Raw genomic sequence first — 14,419 nt, 5'->3', positions numbered from 1 at the left:
CCATGGGGTCAAGACCGGATGAAATTCGTAAACGTATTGCAAAGCGAAAGAGGGAAAGGGACAGGCTTACACAGACCGTTGCTCATTCAAGGCTGTTGCTGCCAGAAACGGAAGAAACGCACGGATATGATCGGATTCCCACATATGAAAGTGGGAAAGAAGAAGAGCTTCATCCTCTTTTTCGAAAGGAAGTATTTATTTTTAAAATACTTGCCTCTACAATTTTGGTGTTCTTAGTAGCGATTATTTTTAGAAATAATGACGCTAGATTTGAGAGTGTTAGAGAATTTGTTTCGATAAACATGGAAAAGGACTTTCAATTTACGACAGTAGCAAACTGGTATGAAGATCAGTTTGGAAAGCCTCTTGCACTTTTGCCGTTTACAAATAATAAATCAGAAGAAGTGAATGAGGAGTCGCAGCCATATGCCTTACCAGCGTCAGGGAAAATTCTAGAGGAATTTGGTGAAGACGGACAAAAGGTAACAATAGAAACACCTAAAGGTGCGGCCGTTACCGCGATGAGTGGTGGTATGATTGAATTTGCTGGTGTAAAAGAGGGGTTTGGTAAGACGGTTATTGTCCAGCACGGTGATAAGAGTGAGACTTGGTATGGGAATCTTGATGATATCTCGGTTAATCTTTATGAATACATCGAAAAAGGGAAAGAAATTGGAACGGCAATGGATAGTGATGATGGGGAAAAAGGTTCCTTTTACTTTGCCTTAAAAGAAGGAAATGAATTTATAGATCCTTTCCAGGTGATTCAGGTTGAATAAAATGATTGAGCTTTTTTCAAAAATTCATATTCATCCACTTTTGTGGGTAGTTGTGGCATTGTCTGTAGTGACAGGTCACTTTTATGAACTCCTTCTCCTATTAATCATTATCTTTATACATGAGCTAGGTCATGGGGTAGCCGCTTCCTATTTTTCATGGAGAATTAAAAAAATCACGTTGCTTCCTTTTGGTGGGGTTGCAGAGATGGATGAACATGGAAACAGGCCGCTACGAGAAGAAGCAATCGTGGTATTGTCTGGACCTGTACAACACATATGGCTTGTTGCCGTTGCCTATCTACTTCATCAAGTTGGACTTTTGAATGACCATTTGTTTTCCATGTTTCTACAGTATAATGTGATGATATTTTTATTTAATTTGCTTCCTATTTGGCCATTAGACGGTGGGAAATTCATTTTTTTATGGCTTTCTATCAATAAGCCATTTCCAAAAGCATTCAAACAGACACTTCTCCTCTCTTTCTATGTTTTATTATTATTTAGTTCTGTCATTATGGTGACAGAACCTTTAAATCTTAATGTTTGGATTATCATCTCGTTTCTTTTGTTTTCTTTGTATTATGAATGGAAGCAAAGAAGATATGTGTTTGTTCGATTTTTACTGGAACGCTATTACGGGAAAAAGGATACGTTTGGAACACTCATTCCTTTAAAGGTGGAAGAGGATGAGTTAATTATTCATGTACTTGAAAAATTTCAAAGAGGCTGTAAGCATCCAATAATCATTGAGAATGATGGACAGGAGAAAAGATTGCTTGATGAAAACGAATTGTTACATGCTTATTTTGCTGATAAACTTTTGATGGCAAGAATGAAGGATTTGCTTTATCAATATTGAACTATGATAATAAAGGTGACGTATTGATAAAGTGAGGAATAGATGTTGGATAAGATCATTGTGAATTATATAGGTAGAGAAAAACGCTATGCGATACTCAAGGATCAAAAAGTTGAGAAGCTGTATATTGAACAACCAAAGCAGCAGTCGCTCGTTGGTAATATATATATAGGGACAGTAACGAAAGTTATGCCAGGGTTACATGCTGCTTTTGTTGATATTGGAGAAGAAAAACAAGGATTCTTACATAGAGATAAGCTCGTTTCATTTTTATCAGCAAGAGATGAAAAGACTGTAAAAGAGACTAAAGGGATTGGATCATTTGTCCATCAAGGGGAGAGGCTCCTTGTTCAGGTGGAAAAAGACGCAAGCGGTGATAAAGGACCACGTTTAACAGGGATTGTTGAGATTAATGGAAAGAACATTGTGTATTTGCCGAATGGCTATTATGTGGCTGTCTCAAGAAAAATAGAAGATTCACAGCAAAGAGAAAGCTGGCGTCAAATAGGGCATGAGCTGAAAGAGGAGCATGAAGGGCTCATTTTTCGTACATCATGTACGGATGCAAATAGAGAGGAAATTGAAACAGAGCTTCATCATTTACGAACTCAGTATCATGAACTCACAAAATCTCTAAAAATGGTAAAGAAACCGATGATTGTTCATGAAAGTGAACACTTTATAAAGGAACTTAGGGAAGAATGTAAAAAAATGGAGTCTGCTACCATTGTGATTGATGACATTAGCCTAAGGGATAAACTATTAGCAGGTGGTTCTGATGATCTAGTAAGTGAGATTATTTATTATCATGAGAAACAAAATATATTCTCCGCATACGGGGTTGAAGACTCAGTTGAAAAAGCATTAAGACGTGTCGTTTGGCTGTCAAATGGTGCGTATATAGTCATTGATGAAACGGAAGCTCTCACCATTGTTGATGTGAATACGGGAAAGTATTCAGGGAAAAATCATCTTCAAGATACCGTTGTGAAGACAAATGAGCTTGCCGCAGAAGAGATTGCACGTCAATTAAGAATAAGAGACATTGGTGGAATTATTCTTATTGATTTTATTGATATGAAGGATATGAGTGACCAAGAAATGGTCCGAAAGAAATTGGAAAGAGCTTTGCAAAAGGATCATAAACGAACAAATATTGTTGGATTTACTCAGCTAGGTATCATGCAGCTTACTAGAAAAAAAACAAAAGTAGCACTTTCTGAAGGTTTAACGGAAAAATGTAAAGTCTGTGAGGGGACAGGAAGCGTGTTAAGTGCAGAATCGGTTGCCTTCAAGCTAGAACGAGAACTTTGGGAGCTAAGGGGGACCGATTATGAGTCTGTTACCATTGAAACGACCGAAGCAGTAAAAGATGTGTTTTCCGGCTTGGAAGGTAAACATCTGAAGAGAATGGAAGAATTAATCCATGCAACCCTTCGTTTTATTATCATATCGAACAATAAACCTTTCTATAAAATTACGAAGCTCATCTAACAGTGAGCTTTTTTGTATTGACAATAAGAGAGGAAATATGATAATATCGTTTATGTTATGTTTGTAGCACCCGTGCTACAACCGCGCAGATCAGGTTATAAGTCTTTCATTAGAAAAGCGCCTGTGATGGCGAGTCTTAGTTTATAAGGAGGTGCAGTTCATGTACGCAATTATTGAAACAGGCGGAAAGCAAGTAAAGGTAGAAGAAGGACAAACTATCTACATTGAAAAGCTAAACGCTGAAGCAGGCGAAACTGTTACATTTGACAAGGTTTTATTCGTTGGTGGAGAAAGCGTAAAGGTAGGAAGCCCAGTTGTTGAGGGTGCTACTGTTACAGCTAAAGTTGAAAAGCAAGGTCGCGCTAAGAAGATCATTGTTTTCAAGTACAAGGCGAAGAAGAACCAACGCAAAAAGCAAGGTCATCGTCAACCATATACAAAAGTTGTCATTGAAAAAATCAACGCGTAAGGCGGTCTAAGATGATTCAAACGACGATTTATCGTACTGAATCTGGACAAATAAAGTCGTTTACATTAAGCGGTCATGCTCTCTTTGCTAACCGAGGGGACGATATCGTCTGTGCCGGTGTCTCTGCCGTTTCATTCGGTGCTATTAACTCAGTTATTGCGTTAACAGGTGTTGAACCCGAAATTGAGCAAGGAGATGGTGGCTTTCTCCGCTGTGTGATTCCGACTAATCTCTCTACGGACATACAGGAGAAGGTACAGCTATTGCTTGAAGGCATGGTCGTGTCACTACAAACGATTGAGAGAGATTACGGGAAATATGTAAAAATTACCTTCAAAAAGTAGGAGGTGGAACAATAATGTTAAGATTAGATCTTCAGTTTTTTGCTTCTAAAAAGGGAGTAGGTTCTACAAAGAACGGTCGTGATTCACAAGCTAAGCGCCTTGGTGCTAAGCGTGCAGATGGTCAATTCGTATCTGGTGGTTCAATCCTTTACCGTCAACGTGGCACAAAGATTTATCCAGGTGTTAACGTTGGTAAGGGTGGAGATGACACTCTATTCGCGAAAGTGGACGGAGTAGTTAAATTCGAACGCCTAGGACGTGACCGTAAGCAAGTGAGCGTATACCCTGTAGCTCAAGAAGCTTAATTCTTTTAGAAAAAACTCTAACCTTTAGGTTAGAGTTTTTTTAATCATAAAGCTATTACCAAGGTTTTCTTTTTTGCTATACTAAAAACAAGCAGTTTTCTGACTGATAACGAATTGGTACAGGAGTGCATGACATGAATAAGGATTGGACGACGGTTGAGTTGCTGAGTCACTCGCGTCACGATTGGTTAAATAAAGTACAGCTCATAAAAGGTAACTTATCTTTACATAAATACGACAGGGTAAACGAAATCATTCAGGAAATTGTTATTGAGGCACAAAATGAGGCTCGTCTCTCTCAATTACATACACCACAGCTTGCTGCCCTCTTTCTTACCTGCAACTGGAACAACTTCTCTTTTCAGGTAGATTATGAAGTGCTCGAGGCATCTACCGACAACCAAAACATAATTAATGACATGATTGCTTTGAACTGGATAACCTCATTTTTTGAGTGTTTACAGCAAACGGTTAAGGAGTTTGCTGAGAATCATCTATCAATAACGATCGACAGACAACAAAAGGCAGCCTGTTTCTTTTTTGATTTTAGAGGAATAATAAAAAATAGGACAGGTCTTGTAGAATTTTTCGAAAGAAAAGAAACATTAATAGAAGTAATCGTTCATGAATGTTCGGAACAGGAATTTTCGTTACAGGTATTCTTACCATATGAGGAATAATTGGATCATTCGATTCTCGTCATGTGATGACAACTTCTATCAGGCTCATTACTATAGAACAACAACATAGGACAGACGGGAGGATTTACGATGTTTGTAGATCAGGTAAAGATTTACGTAAAAGGTGGAGACGGTGGAAACGGGATGGTAGCATTCCGCCGTGAAAAATATGTACCAAAGGGTGGACCTGCTGGAGGTGACGGCGGGAAAGGTGCAGATGTGGTTTTTGAGGTAGAAGAAGGATTACGAACGTTAATGGATTTTAGATACCAAAGGCATTTTAAAGCTCCCCGTGGTGAGCATGGGATGTCTAAAAATCAGCATGGTAAAAACTCTAAAGATATGATTGTTAAAGTTCCACCAGGGACTGTCGTAAAAGATGCAGAAACAAATGAAATTATTGGCGATTTAGTTGAACATGGACAACGTGCAATTATTGCTAGAGGTGGTCGAGGCGGTCGAGGAAATTCGCGATTCGCTACACCTGCTAATCCAGCACCTGAATTATCTGAACATGGTGAGCCAGGACAGGAAAGGGATGTAATTCTCGAGCTCAAGCTTCTAGCTGATGTTGGATTGGTGGGCTTCCCTAGCGTTGGAAAGTCAACATTACTGTCTGTCGTTTCTTCTGCAAAACCGAAAATTGCTGAGTATCATTTTACAACGATTGTTCCGAACCTTGGAATGGTCGAGACAGAAGATGGAAGAAGCTTTGTAATGGCTGATCTGCCTGGACTAATTGAAGGCGCTCACTCCGGTGTAGGACTTGGTCATCAGTTTTTGCGACATATTGAAAGAACAAGGGTCATCGTTCATGTAATTGATATGGCTGCAACAGAAGGAAGAGATCCTTATGAGGATTACGTAACGATCAATAAGGAGTTGCAGGAATATAATTTGCGTTTAACTGAAAGACCACAAATCATCGTAGCCAATAAGATGGATATGCCAGATGCTGAGGAAAATTTAAAATCCTTTAAAGAAAAATTAACAGGTGAATATCCTATCTTCCCTATATCAGCGATTACGCGCCAGGGACTTAGAGATTTACTATTTGCGGTTGCTGATAAAATTGAACAAACTCCTGAATTTCCACTTCATGAGGAAGAGCTTGAGAGTACAGGAATTCACCGCGTACTTTACAAACATGAAGCGGAGCAGACAGAGTTCGTTATTACGAGAGATCCGGATGGAAGCTTTGTTGTTTCAGGACATGCAGTGGAACGATTGTTTAAGATGACTGACTTCTCTAGAGACGAGTCGATCAAACGATTTGCTCGCCAGCTTCGCGGTATGGGAGTCGATGAAGCGTTAAGAGAAAGAGGAGCAAAAAATGGTGATACAGTAAGACTTATGGATTATGAATTCGAATTTTTAGATTAGTATTTCGTAGCGCTTTACCTGGGGGTGGGGAAAATGAAAGAAGAAGATATATTAGACAAGAAGTTTTACTTAGTGCGTGAAGATGTGCTGCCTGAAGCGATGAAAAAAACTCTTGATGCAAAGGAAATGCTTGAACGTGGGAAGGTTGAGTCTGTGTGGGATGCGGTTCAAAAGGTCGATTTAAGCCGCAGTGCCTTTTACAAATATAGAGACACAGTCTTTCCTTTCCACACGATTGTCAAAGAACGGCTAATTACCTTGTTTTTTCATCTAGAAGATCGTTCAGGTACGCTTTCACAGCTGCTTGGTGTGGTAGCATCATCTGGTTGTAACGTATTGACTATTCATCAGACAATCCCACTTCAAGGTAGGGCCAACGTAACGCTATCTTTAAATACGACGGATATGGCTATTGAAATTGAAGAACTGCTAGCACGATTACGCAGGATGGAATTTGTAGAGAAGGTTGAAGTACTAGGGTCAGGAGCATAATTGCTTCCGCCCTGTTTTTCATTTGTATACATATTTTGTTTAAAGTGATAAAGTGATAAAAAGAGAGATATGGATTGTGGTAACAAAGGAGAGAGAATATTGAAAGTAGCATTTTTAGGACCAAGAGCCACGTTTACTGATTTAGTGACAAGAGAAATGTTTCCTCATGAGGAGCGAATTCCTTATGCCACAATTCCGGATTGCTTAGATGCAGTAATGGAGGAAGAGGTTGACGTTACGGTTGTTCCGCTTGAAAATACGTTAGAAGGATCGGTAAATATTACATTGGATTATTTAATTCATGAAATTAACTTACCGATTATTGCTGAGGTTACAACTCCTGTAAAGCAGCATTTACTTGTACATCCGTCTGTGAAAGAGAGATGGCAGGAGGTAACAAAAGTATTAAGCCATCCGCATGCCATTGCTCAATGTCATAAGTTCCTTCACGGATCATTAAAAGGCGTACCTTGTGAGAATGCAACGAGTACAGCTGCTGCAGCGAAGTATATTATCGAACATCCGGATGAAAACGTAGCCGCTATTGCGAATCAACTAGCTGCTATAGAATATGGACTAGCTGTTGCAAAAGATAATATTCACGACTACGACTTTAACCATACAAGATTTATCGTGTTATCAAAGAAAAACATCCCACTTCAGCCAAAAACCATTGATATCAAAGGTTATAAAACGACAGTAATGGTCACATTACCTACGGACCGTTCAGGTGCTTTACATCAAGTGCTATCTGCTTTTGCATGGAGAAAATTAAATTTATCAAAAATCGAGTCACGTCCAATGAAGACGGGACTTGGGAATTACTTTTTTATCATTGATATTGAGGAAAAGATGGACGATGTTCTGATCCCAGGTGCAATTGCCGAACTAGAAGCGCTCGGTTGTAGTGTATCGGTGCTTGGCAGCTATCCATATTATCATGAAATTGGGTAAAAAGAAAAGCGAAAGCGCCTTGCTAAGCCCCGACAAGCATAAGACGAATCACGCAGGAAGGCCTGCCTTCTGGAGAGATTTGGCTTATGACCTCGAGGGGCTAGGCGCTGGAGCTGGACAAAAAACCTAGTTGCTTTAACGAGCAACTAGGTTTTTTTATTTTCGATCAATGAGAAATCCAGCTTTGTCCAGTGCTTCTTCGACTTGATCAAGGATTTGTTCAGACGGTGCTGAAATGGTGTGAATATGAATCCCTCCTGTTAACTCTGAGAGGTAGGAAGATTTGGTTGATTGCATCTTTTCTAAGAATTGCTTGACTTCTCTACGATTTGACACCATGATTGATGCTGTCAAATCGCCGTATATTGGATGTTCAATTCTTACGTCTTTGACAGTAACTCCATGATCAACGAGCAAATTTAATTCATCTTCTGTCTGCTCAGGGGGATGTGAACAGGCAATGGTTCGGTAAATAGGAGCATCGTTCGCTTGATTGGAAAGATATAAATAGCCCTGGCTCGTTGCCATAATTGGCTCACCCTTCGCCTTTAAAAGCGTAATGTCCCCAACAACTACTTGTCTGCTAACATTCGTTCTTGTTGAGAGTTCTCCTCCAGTAATCGGTGTACCACTTGATTTTAGCCATTCAAGAATGAGCTCACGACGGTTTTCTCCTAATATCTTTTTCTCATTCATTTTAAACGTCTCCCTTATTGTCAACACTACAATTATTTTACCATAATTGTTATTTGATTATCACGCTGTGGTGCTTCTTGGATGATAGCAATAATGGTTTGAGCCAACCCTTTCACATCCGCTTCAGTTGTATGAACCCCGAATGATATACGGATGAACTCTTTTGCTGACTTATCATCTATCCCTAGTGCGATCATCGTTTTGGAGGGGGTACTCAGACCCACTTGGCAGGCACTTCCAGTAGAGATTGCGTATCCTTTACGGTTAGCCTCTAGCATCACCCATTGGCCTTCAAGTCCTTTTATTCGAAGACCTAGGATGGATGGTAGCTGTTCATCTTCATTACCATGAATACTGATTTCATCTCTTACGTCCATTAGATGAGAGAGAAACTGTTCACGTAAAGATTTCATGTGTTCATAATTATGGGGCAAGTTTCTTACTTGTTTACTGGCAGCTGTAACCATGCTAACAATGGCAGGAATATTCACTGTTCCTGGTCTCATTCCACGCTCATGTGACGTATTTGGGTAATACGAATCAAATGGAATGGATGGTGAAACATATAGCGCACCAATCCCTTTAGGCCCATATATTTTATGACCTGAAATCGCAAGGCTATCTACGAATGGAGTGATCGTTTTTACATCCAATTTCCCAAAGGATTGTACACAGTCACTGTGTAGGAGAATCCCATTTTCCTTACAAAGCGCACCAATTTCATTTAGTGGCTGTACCGTCCCAATCTCAGAATTAACATGTTGTATACAAGCAAGTACGGTATCATCACGAATAGCGGATTGAAACTGCTGTACATCAATCATTCCATTTTTCATTAAGGGCAATTCAGTTATCTCATAGCCTTTTAACATTTTTAAGGATGAATGGATAGAGGAATGTTCAGCAATATTCGTGATAATATGCTTTCCTTTTTTTGATGATTGGGATAAAAGAGATTGAATCGCAAGAAAATTTCCTTCAGAACCTCCGCTTGTAAAATAAACTCCTTCCTTCTTTACACCTAGTAATCTTGCAATCTCCTCCCTGCACCCTTCAAGTAAGGTGGATGCACGACTCCCTATATCATGTAGGCTTTGAGAATTTCCATAATACTCAGTTGATGCTTTAACAAATGCTGAGGCAGCTTCGGGGTCCAGTGGACAAGTAGCAGCATAATCAAAATATTTCATTGTCGTCCTCCAAACTACTAGATTTCCTTCATAAAACACTTGTCATAATTGTAATTGTATGTAAATATAAGTGTCAAGACACCTGTAAAATACGGATGGTGATAAAATGATACACTCCGATGTTTTAATTATTGGAAGTGGAGTGGCTGCTTTGCAATTAGCAAAGAAGCTTAGCTGTGATATAAATGTGATTGTTCTCACAAAGTCAAAAGCGGCAGATGGAAATTCTAATCTTGCTCAGGGGGGCATAGCGGCGGCAATAGCTATGGAAGACCATCCAGACAAACATTATCTTGATACGTTGGAGGCAGGAAGGTACACGAATGATCGTGAGCTAGTCAAAGAAATGACAGCAATGGCTCCAGACCTAATTAAAGAAATGGTTTGTGATGGATGTACGTTTGACCGAGCGAAAGATGGCGGCTTACTGCTTGGATTGGAAGGTGCACATAGTCATAACCGAATCGTTCATAGTGGTGGGGATGCAACAGGGAAAAATGTGATGAATTTTTTATTAAAGGAAACCATGCACGTACAAATAATCGAAGAAATGGTTGTTTACGAGTTGTTGGTTATAGATGGAAAGTGTATCGGGGTAAAAGCTAAAAATAAACATGGAGAGACAAAAGTTTTTCTTGCAAACCATGTTGTTTTAGCAACAGGAGGACTTGGTCAAATTTATAGTTTTACTTCTAATGCAGAAACGGTGGTCGGGGATGGAATTGCATTAGCATACCGTGCAGGTGCGGAAGTGGCAGATTTAGAATTTATTCAATTCCACCCAACTCTTTTGTTTGTTGAAGGGAAGTGTCAAGGACTAGTTTCGGAAGCAGTTCGTGGCGAAGGGGGATTTCTAACTTTACAGGATGGAACAAGAATTATGAAAAATGTCCATCCCATGGAAGACCTAGCACCAAGACATATTGTGTCACAAACGATATTTGATTATTTGCAAGCAGGTGAGCAAGTATTTTTAGATATTCGTAATATAAGAGAGTTTACTAAAAAGTTTCCAACCATAACAAAAATGTGTGAGGAGAATCGAATTGACCTTTCAAAAGGTCTTATACCAGTTGTGCCTGGCTGCCATTTTTTAATGGGTGGAGTGAAAACCGATCATTATGGACGTACAAGTGTCCAGAACCTATATGCAATTGGCGAGGTAGCTTACACAGGAATACACGGTGCCAACCGATTAGCTAGTAACTCCTTATTAGAAGGTCTTTTTTTCGGGAAGAGGCTTGCCGGCTTAATCAACCAAACAGTCAAGCAGGATTCATCTTTATTTTCCATCATCGAAACAAGTGCAAGGAAGATGGGAACAGTATCACTCCCAGATAAGGCAGTCATACAGGCAAATATGATGAAACATGCAGGGATTGTAAGAAACAAGAAAGATCTACAAGAGCATTTATCTTGGCTAGAGAGCTTCCAAATACAAGAGCTGATTAGTTATTCAATCGATGAAATATCAAAGGAAGATATCCAAGTGATTTTTATGTTAATTACCGCTTGGTTAGTTACGAAATCAGCACTTCTTCGAGATGAGAGCCGAGGTGGGCATTTCCGCGAGGATTTTCCAATTGAAGATACCGCCTGGTTAGAGAAAAAAATCATTTTAAAACATAGACAGGAGCAGGGAGATTCCTATGAACAAATTAAAGCTGCGTTTGCAACTTGAACAATTTTTCCTGGAGGATATTGGAGAGAGAGATACAACAAGTGAATTGATTTTTGGCGATGATGAGCAAGGGGAACTTGTATTTATTGCAAAAGAGAATGGCATATTCTGTGGGGAAGAGATTATCCGGACAGGATTCAGCCTTCTAGACAATGACATGGTTATTGATCTGGAAGTAAGAGATGGAGAAGGGTTTAAAAAAGGCCAGAAGTTAGTAACCATAACTGGTCAAGTAACCACGTTATTGAAGGGGGAAAGAGTGGTACTTAACCTCGTTCAGCGAATGAGTGGAATTGCTACTCGAACAAAAGAAGCTGTAAATATAGTAGATTCTACTTCTACTAGGATTGTAGATACACGTAAAACGACACCAGGTCTTCGAATGCTTGAAAAATATGCGGTTCGGTGTGGTGGAGGTTTTAACCACCGCTTTGGTTTATATGATGGAGTAATGATTAAAGACAATCATATCTCTTTTGCAGGCTCCATTTCAAAAGCCGTGGAAAAAGTAAAATCCAATTTAGGGCATATGGTTAAAATCGAAGTGGAAATTGAATCGAAGGAGCAGTTGTTAGAGGCGATTGAAGCTGGTGCTGATGTGATTATGTTTGATAATCGTACACCTGATGAAATCAAAGAGTGGATCACTTTAGTTCCAGAAGGAATCGTAACGGAAGCTTCTGGTGGCATTACGTTAGAGAACTTGTATAAGTACAAGCACACGGGAGTCGATGTTATTTCATTAGGATTTTTAACACATACGATTCAATCAATAGATATTAGTGCGAAAGTTCATGTGAAGTAAGAGAGGATGAGTGGGATGAATTTATTTGAAGTGGTTGAAAAAAATAAGCTTCTGCCTAATTTATACAAACAACTAACGAAGGATGAAATGGAAAACAGAGTACGAGCCATTAAAGAAAGATTAGGAAACAAACTATATATCCCGGGGCATCATTATCAAAAAGATGAAGTAATACAATTTGCAGATGATACGGGAGATTCATTAAAGCTTGCCCAGCTTTCTGCAGAGAATCACGAAGCGGAATATATTGTGTTTTGTGGCGTTCACTTTATGGCTGAAACGGCGGATATTTTAACCAATGATTCACAAAAAGTGATACTGCCTGATATGCGAGCAGGGTGCTCAATGGCAGATATGGCCGATATTTATCAAACAGAAAGAGCATGGGCAGAGTTGCAGGATGTATTTGGTGATACCATTCTTCCCTTAACCTATGTGAATTCCACTGCGGCCATTAAGTCTTTTGTTGGGAAACATGGTGGGGCAACAGTCACTTCGTCCAATGCTGAACATATGGTCACATGGGCGTTTACTCAAAAGGATCGAATTTTATTTCTTCCTGATCAGCATTTAGGGAGAAATACCGCTTTTAATTTAGGGGTACCGTTAGACAAAATGGCGGTTTGGGATCCTATCTCCAATACTTTACAATACAAAGGAGATCTAGAAGAAGTAAAGGTGATTTTATGGAAGGGACATTGCTCTGTTCATGAGAACTTTACCGTTCAAAACATTGCAGATATACGTGTTAATCACCCTGATATGAAAATTATTGTTCACCCAGAGTGTAGACGCGAGGTAGTGGAGCTATCTGATTTAGCTGGTTCGACGAATTATATTATTCAGCAAATTGAGGGATCACCTGCTGGTTCCGCTTGGGCCATTGGAACGGAAATGAATTTAGTGAATCGAATTATTCAGGACCACCCAGATAAACAGATTGTATCTTTAAACCCGCATATGTGTCCGTGTCTCACCATGAATCGTATTGATCTGCCCCATTTATTATGGGCGTTGGAAAGTATAGAACAAGGTGAACTTCATAATGTCATTAAGGTCGAGGCTGAAATTGCGGAGTATGCAAAGCTCGCTCTTACAAGAATGCTCGACCAATCCTAAAATGCTAAAAACCTCCAATCATTTGGAGGTTTTTTTTTTGAGAAAAAAGGGGACAATTCATATTCTTTTTGAAAATTTCATAAGTTTTTATGTAGATTGTTAGCAATTTGCCCACTCCGACATACAATATATGGACTTACGCATAGGAGGGAAATCAGAGTGAAAATCCATATCGTACAGAAAGGGGATACTCTTTGGAAAATCGCCAAGAAGTACGGCGTGAATTTTGAAGAGCTGAAAAAAATGAATACGCAGCTCAGTAACCCTGATATGATCATGCCCGGTATGAAAATTAAAGTACCAACCGGTGGTGGAATGATAAAGAAAGAAGCACCTATCACTGGAAAGCCGGAAGCGAAAATAAATATGGGTACAAAAAAAGAGATGCCTAAAGAACAGCCAATTGCTCTTGCACCAAAAGAAGCGCCTAAAAAAGAAATGCCGATTGAACAACCGCCAAAGATGGAGGAGCAAATCGAACCAATTGCTGAGGCTCCAAAGAAGCCATTCAAGCCTAAAATGCCACAGCCAATGATACCTGAAATTGATATTAACAACTATTATATGATGAATATGGCGAATTTATCTGTACAACCGCAACAACCTGCAAAGCCAGTACCGAAGCCGCCGAAACCAGTTAAAGAAGAGGTAAAGCCAAAACAATTGGCACCTGCCGAATTAAAATCTCAACCAGCACCACAATTTCCAATGCAACCCAAACAGCTTCCTGCGGAAATGAAGCCTTTACCAGAGGTAAAACCATTGCCGGAAGTGAAGCCAATTAAAGGTGTGAAACCACTGCCAGAGGCCAATACTGCCGTTCCAAACTTTACTCAAGGAGGGGGTTACGAACCCATGAATCCAATGTACCCACAAAATTTCTATCCGTATCCACAAGCTACTCCAGGATTTGGTCAGCCAACAGGTTTTGCTCCTCAAGCACCATATCCTCAGGTTCAGGGTGCAATGACAGGTGCGCCTGCAATGCCAACTATGCCGTATGGAATGATGCCTGGAGTTCCAGGAATGGGCATGCAACCGTTTGATGATGAATCATCATCGTTTATGCCGCAGATGCCAATGATGCCAGGTCAAGTAATGGGCGTACAAGATGCACAAATGCCAATGATGCCAGGTCAAGTGATGGGTGCGCAGGATGCACAAATGCC

General features: G+C 39.8%; 16 protein-coding genes and 1 other annotated feature. Of the genes, 14 read left to right on the top strand and 2 right to left on the bottom strand.

Annotation, left to right across the window (positions count from 1 at the left end):
- The first annotated feature begins 2 nt into the window (after positions 1–2).
- The 10 genes from ACGLXV_RS01880 to pheA all read left to right on the top strand — a co-directional run bounded on the left by ACGLXV_RS01880 (position 3) and on the right by pheA (position 7,759).
- Positions 3–779: a peptidoglycan DD-metalloendopeptidase family protein gene (locus tag ACGLXV_RS01880; protein WP_391557276.1), complete on the top strand. Its 777-nt coding sequence runs from the start codon at positions 3–5 to the stop codon at positions 777–779.
- Complete coding sequence (locus ACGLXV_RS01875; RefSeq protein WP_391557275.1) at positions 772–1,638, top strand: M50 family metallopeptidase; 867 nt, start codon at positions 772–774, stop codon at positions 1,636–1,638. The genes ACGLXV_RS01880 and ACGLXV_RS01875 overlap by 8 nt, the downstream gene beginning before the upstream one ends.
- A gap of 42 nt (positions 1,639–1,680) precedes the next feature.
- Positions 1,681–3,132, top strand: coding sequence for an Rne/Rng family ribonuclease (locus ACGLXV_RS01870; protein ID WP_391557274.1), 1,452 nt, complete (start codon positions 1,681–1,683; stop codon positions 3,130–3,132).
- 69 nt (positions 3,133–3,201) lie between these two features.
- Positions 3,202–3,279: a sequence feature (ribosomal protein L21 leader region), on the top strand.
- A gap of 13 nt (positions 3,280–3,292) precedes the next feature.
- The gene (rplU, locus tag ACGLXV_RS01865) at positions 3,293–3,601 is read left to right on the top strand and encodes a 50S ribosomal protein L21 (RefSeq protein ID WP_391557273.1); all 309 of its coding nucleotides are present in this window, start codon (positions 3,293–3,295) and stop codon (positions 3,599–3,601) included.
- 11 nt (positions 3,602–3,612) lie between these two features.
- Complete coding sequence (locus ACGLXV_RS01860; protein ID WP_119709265.1) at positions 3,613–3,945, top strand: ribosomal-processing cysteine protease Prp; 333 nt, start codon at positions 3,613–3,615, stop codon at positions 3,943–3,945.
- Positions 3,946–3,959: 14 nt separating this feature from the next.
- Positions 3,960–4,250 carry a 50S ribosomal protein L27 gene (gene rpmA, locus ACGLXV_RS01855; protein ID WP_391557272.1) on the top strand — a complete coding sequence of 97 codons (291 nt, stop codon included), beginning with the start codon at positions 3,960–3,962 and terminating at the stop codon, positions 4,248–4,250.
- A 134-nt stretch (positions 4,251–4,384) separates the two neighbouring features.
- Positions 4,385–4,930 (top strand): Spo0B C-terminal domain-containing protein, encoded by a 546-nt coding sequence (locus ACGLXV_RS01850; RefSeq protein ID WP_119709263.1) that lies wholly within the window; start codon positions 4,385–4,387, stop codon positions 4,928–4,930.
- Positions 4,931–5,020: 90 nt separating this feature from the next.
- Complete coding sequence (obgE, locus tag ACGLXV_RS01845) at positions 5,021–6,313, top strand: GTPase ObgE (protein ID WP_391557271.1); 1,293 nt, start codon at positions 5,021–5,023, stop codon at positions 6,311–6,313.
- A 33-nt stretch (positions 6,314–6,346) separates the two neighbouring features.
- On the top strand, positions 6,347–6,805 hold the full coding sequence (locus ACGLXV_RS01840) for an ACT domain-containing protein (protein WP_119709261.1): 459 nt from the start codon (positions 6,347–6,349) through the stop codon (positions 6,803–6,805).
- Positions 6,806–6,904: 99 nt separating this feature from the next.
- The gene (gene pheA, locus ACGLXV_RS01835) at positions 6,905–7,759 is read left to right on the top strand and encodes a prephenate dehydratase (protein WP_119709260.1); all 855 of its coding nucleotides are present in this window, start codon (positions 6,905–6,907) and stop codon (positions 7,757–7,759) included.
- Positions 7,760–7,915: 156 nt separating this feature from the next.
- Here the strand turns inward: pheA and ACGLXV_RS01830 are convergent, their stop codons facing one another.
- Positions 7,916–8,455: a transcription repressor NadR gene (locus tag ACGLXV_RS01830; RefSeq protein ID WP_391557270.1), complete on the bottom strand. Its 540-nt coding sequence runs from the start codon at positions 8,453–8,455 to the stop codon at positions 7,916–7,918.
- Positions 8,456–8,487: 32 nt separating this feature from the next.
- Entirely contained in the window at positions 8,488–9,645 is a 1,158-nt protein-coding gene (locus tag ACGLXV_RS01825; protein ID WP_391557269.1) for an IscS subfamily cysteine desulfurase, read from the bottom strand.
- Positions 9,646–9,751: 106 nt separating this feature from the next.
- On the opposite strand from ACGLXV_RS01825, the gene nadB reads away from it, so the two are divergent.
- From nadB to safA, 4 genes are all read left to right on the top strand, one after another.
- The gene (gene nadB / locus ACGLXV_RS01820) at positions 9,752–11,326 is read left to right on the top strand and encodes an L-aspartate oxidase (protein ID WP_391557268.1); all 1,575 of its coding nucleotides are present in this window, start codon (positions 9,752–9,754) and stop codon (positions 11,324–11,326) included.
- Complete coding sequence (gene nadC / locus ACGLXV_RS01815; RefSeq protein ID WP_391557267.1) at positions 11,295–12,131, top strand: carboxylating nicotinate-nucleotide diphosphorylase; 837 nt, start codon at positions 11,295–11,297, stop codon at positions 12,129–12,131. The genes nadB and nadC overlap by 32 nt, the downstream gene beginning before the upstream one ends.
- A gap of 15 nt (positions 12,132–12,146) precedes the next feature.
- Positions 12,147–13,250 (top strand): quinolinate synthase NadA, encoded by a 1,104-nt coding sequence (nadA, locus tag ACGLXV_RS01810; protein WP_391557266.1) that lies wholly within the window; start codon positions 12,147–12,149, stop codon positions 13,248–13,250.
- Positions 13,251–13,409: 159 nt separating this feature from the next.
- On the top strand, positions 13,410–14,419 hold a 1,010-nt coding region (safA, locus tag ACGLXV_RS01805), incomplete at its 3' end, for a SafA/ExsA family spore coat assembly protein (protein ID WP_391557265.1).

Source organism: Robertmurraya sp., from assembly GCF_036676585.1.
Lineage (GTDB): Bacteria > Bacillota > Bacilli > Bacillales > Cytobacillaceae > Robertmurraya_A.
The sequence above is the reverse complement of the archived record's forward strand: the minus strand, read 5'-3'. Positions and strand labels throughout refer to the sequence as shown.

Coding starts and splice junctions, on each gene's coding strand:
- ACGLXV_RS01880 (WP_391557276.1), top strand. CDS start 3: ATGGGGTCAAGACCGGATGAAATTCGTAAACGTATTGCAAAGCGAAAG.
- ACGLXV_RS01870 (WP_391557274.1), top strand. CDS start 1,681: ATGTTGGATAAGATCATTGTGAATTATATAGGTAGAGAAAAACGCTAT.
- rplU (WP_391557273.1), top strand. CDS start 3,293: ATGTACGCAATTATTGAAACAGGCGGAAAGCAAGTAAAGGTAGAAGAA.
- ACGLXV_RS01860 (WP_119709265.1), top strand. CDS start 3,613: ATGATTCAAACGACGATTTATCGTACTGAATCTGGACAAATAAAGTCG.
- rpmA (WP_391557272.1), top strand. CDS start 3,960: ATGTTAAGATTAGATCTTCAGTTTTTTGCTTCTAAAAAGGGAGTAGGT.
- ACGLXV_RS01850 (WP_119709263.1), top strand. CDS start 4,385: ATGAATAAGGATTGGACGACGGTTGAGTTGCTGAGTCACTCGCGTCAC.
- obgE (WP_391557271.1), top strand. CDS start 5,021: ATGTTTGTAGATCAGGTAAAGATTTACGTAAAAGGTGGAGACGGTGGA.
- ACGLXV_RS01840 (WP_119709261.1), top strand. CDS start 6,347: ATGAAAGAAGAAGATATATTAGACAAGAAGTTTTACTTAGTGCGTGAA.
- ACGLXV_RS01830 (WP_391557270.1), bottom strand. CDS start 8,455: ATGAATGAGAAAAAGATATTAGGAGAAAACCGTCGTGAGCTCATTCTT.
- ACGLXV_RS01825 (WP_391557269.1), bottom strand. CDS start 9,645: ATGAAATATTTTGATTATGCTGCTACTTGTCCACTGGACCCCGAAGCT.
- nadB (WP_391557268.1), top strand. CDS start 9,752: ATGATACACTCCGATGTTTTAATTATTGGAAGTGGAGTGGCTGCTTTG.
- nadC (WP_391557267.1), top strand. CDS start 11,295: ATGAACAAATTAAAGCTGCGTTTGCAACTTGAACAATTTTTCCTGGAG.
- nadA (WP_391557266.1), top strand. CDS start 12,147: ATGAATTTATTTGAAGTGGTTGAAAAAAATAAGCTTCTGCCTAATTTA.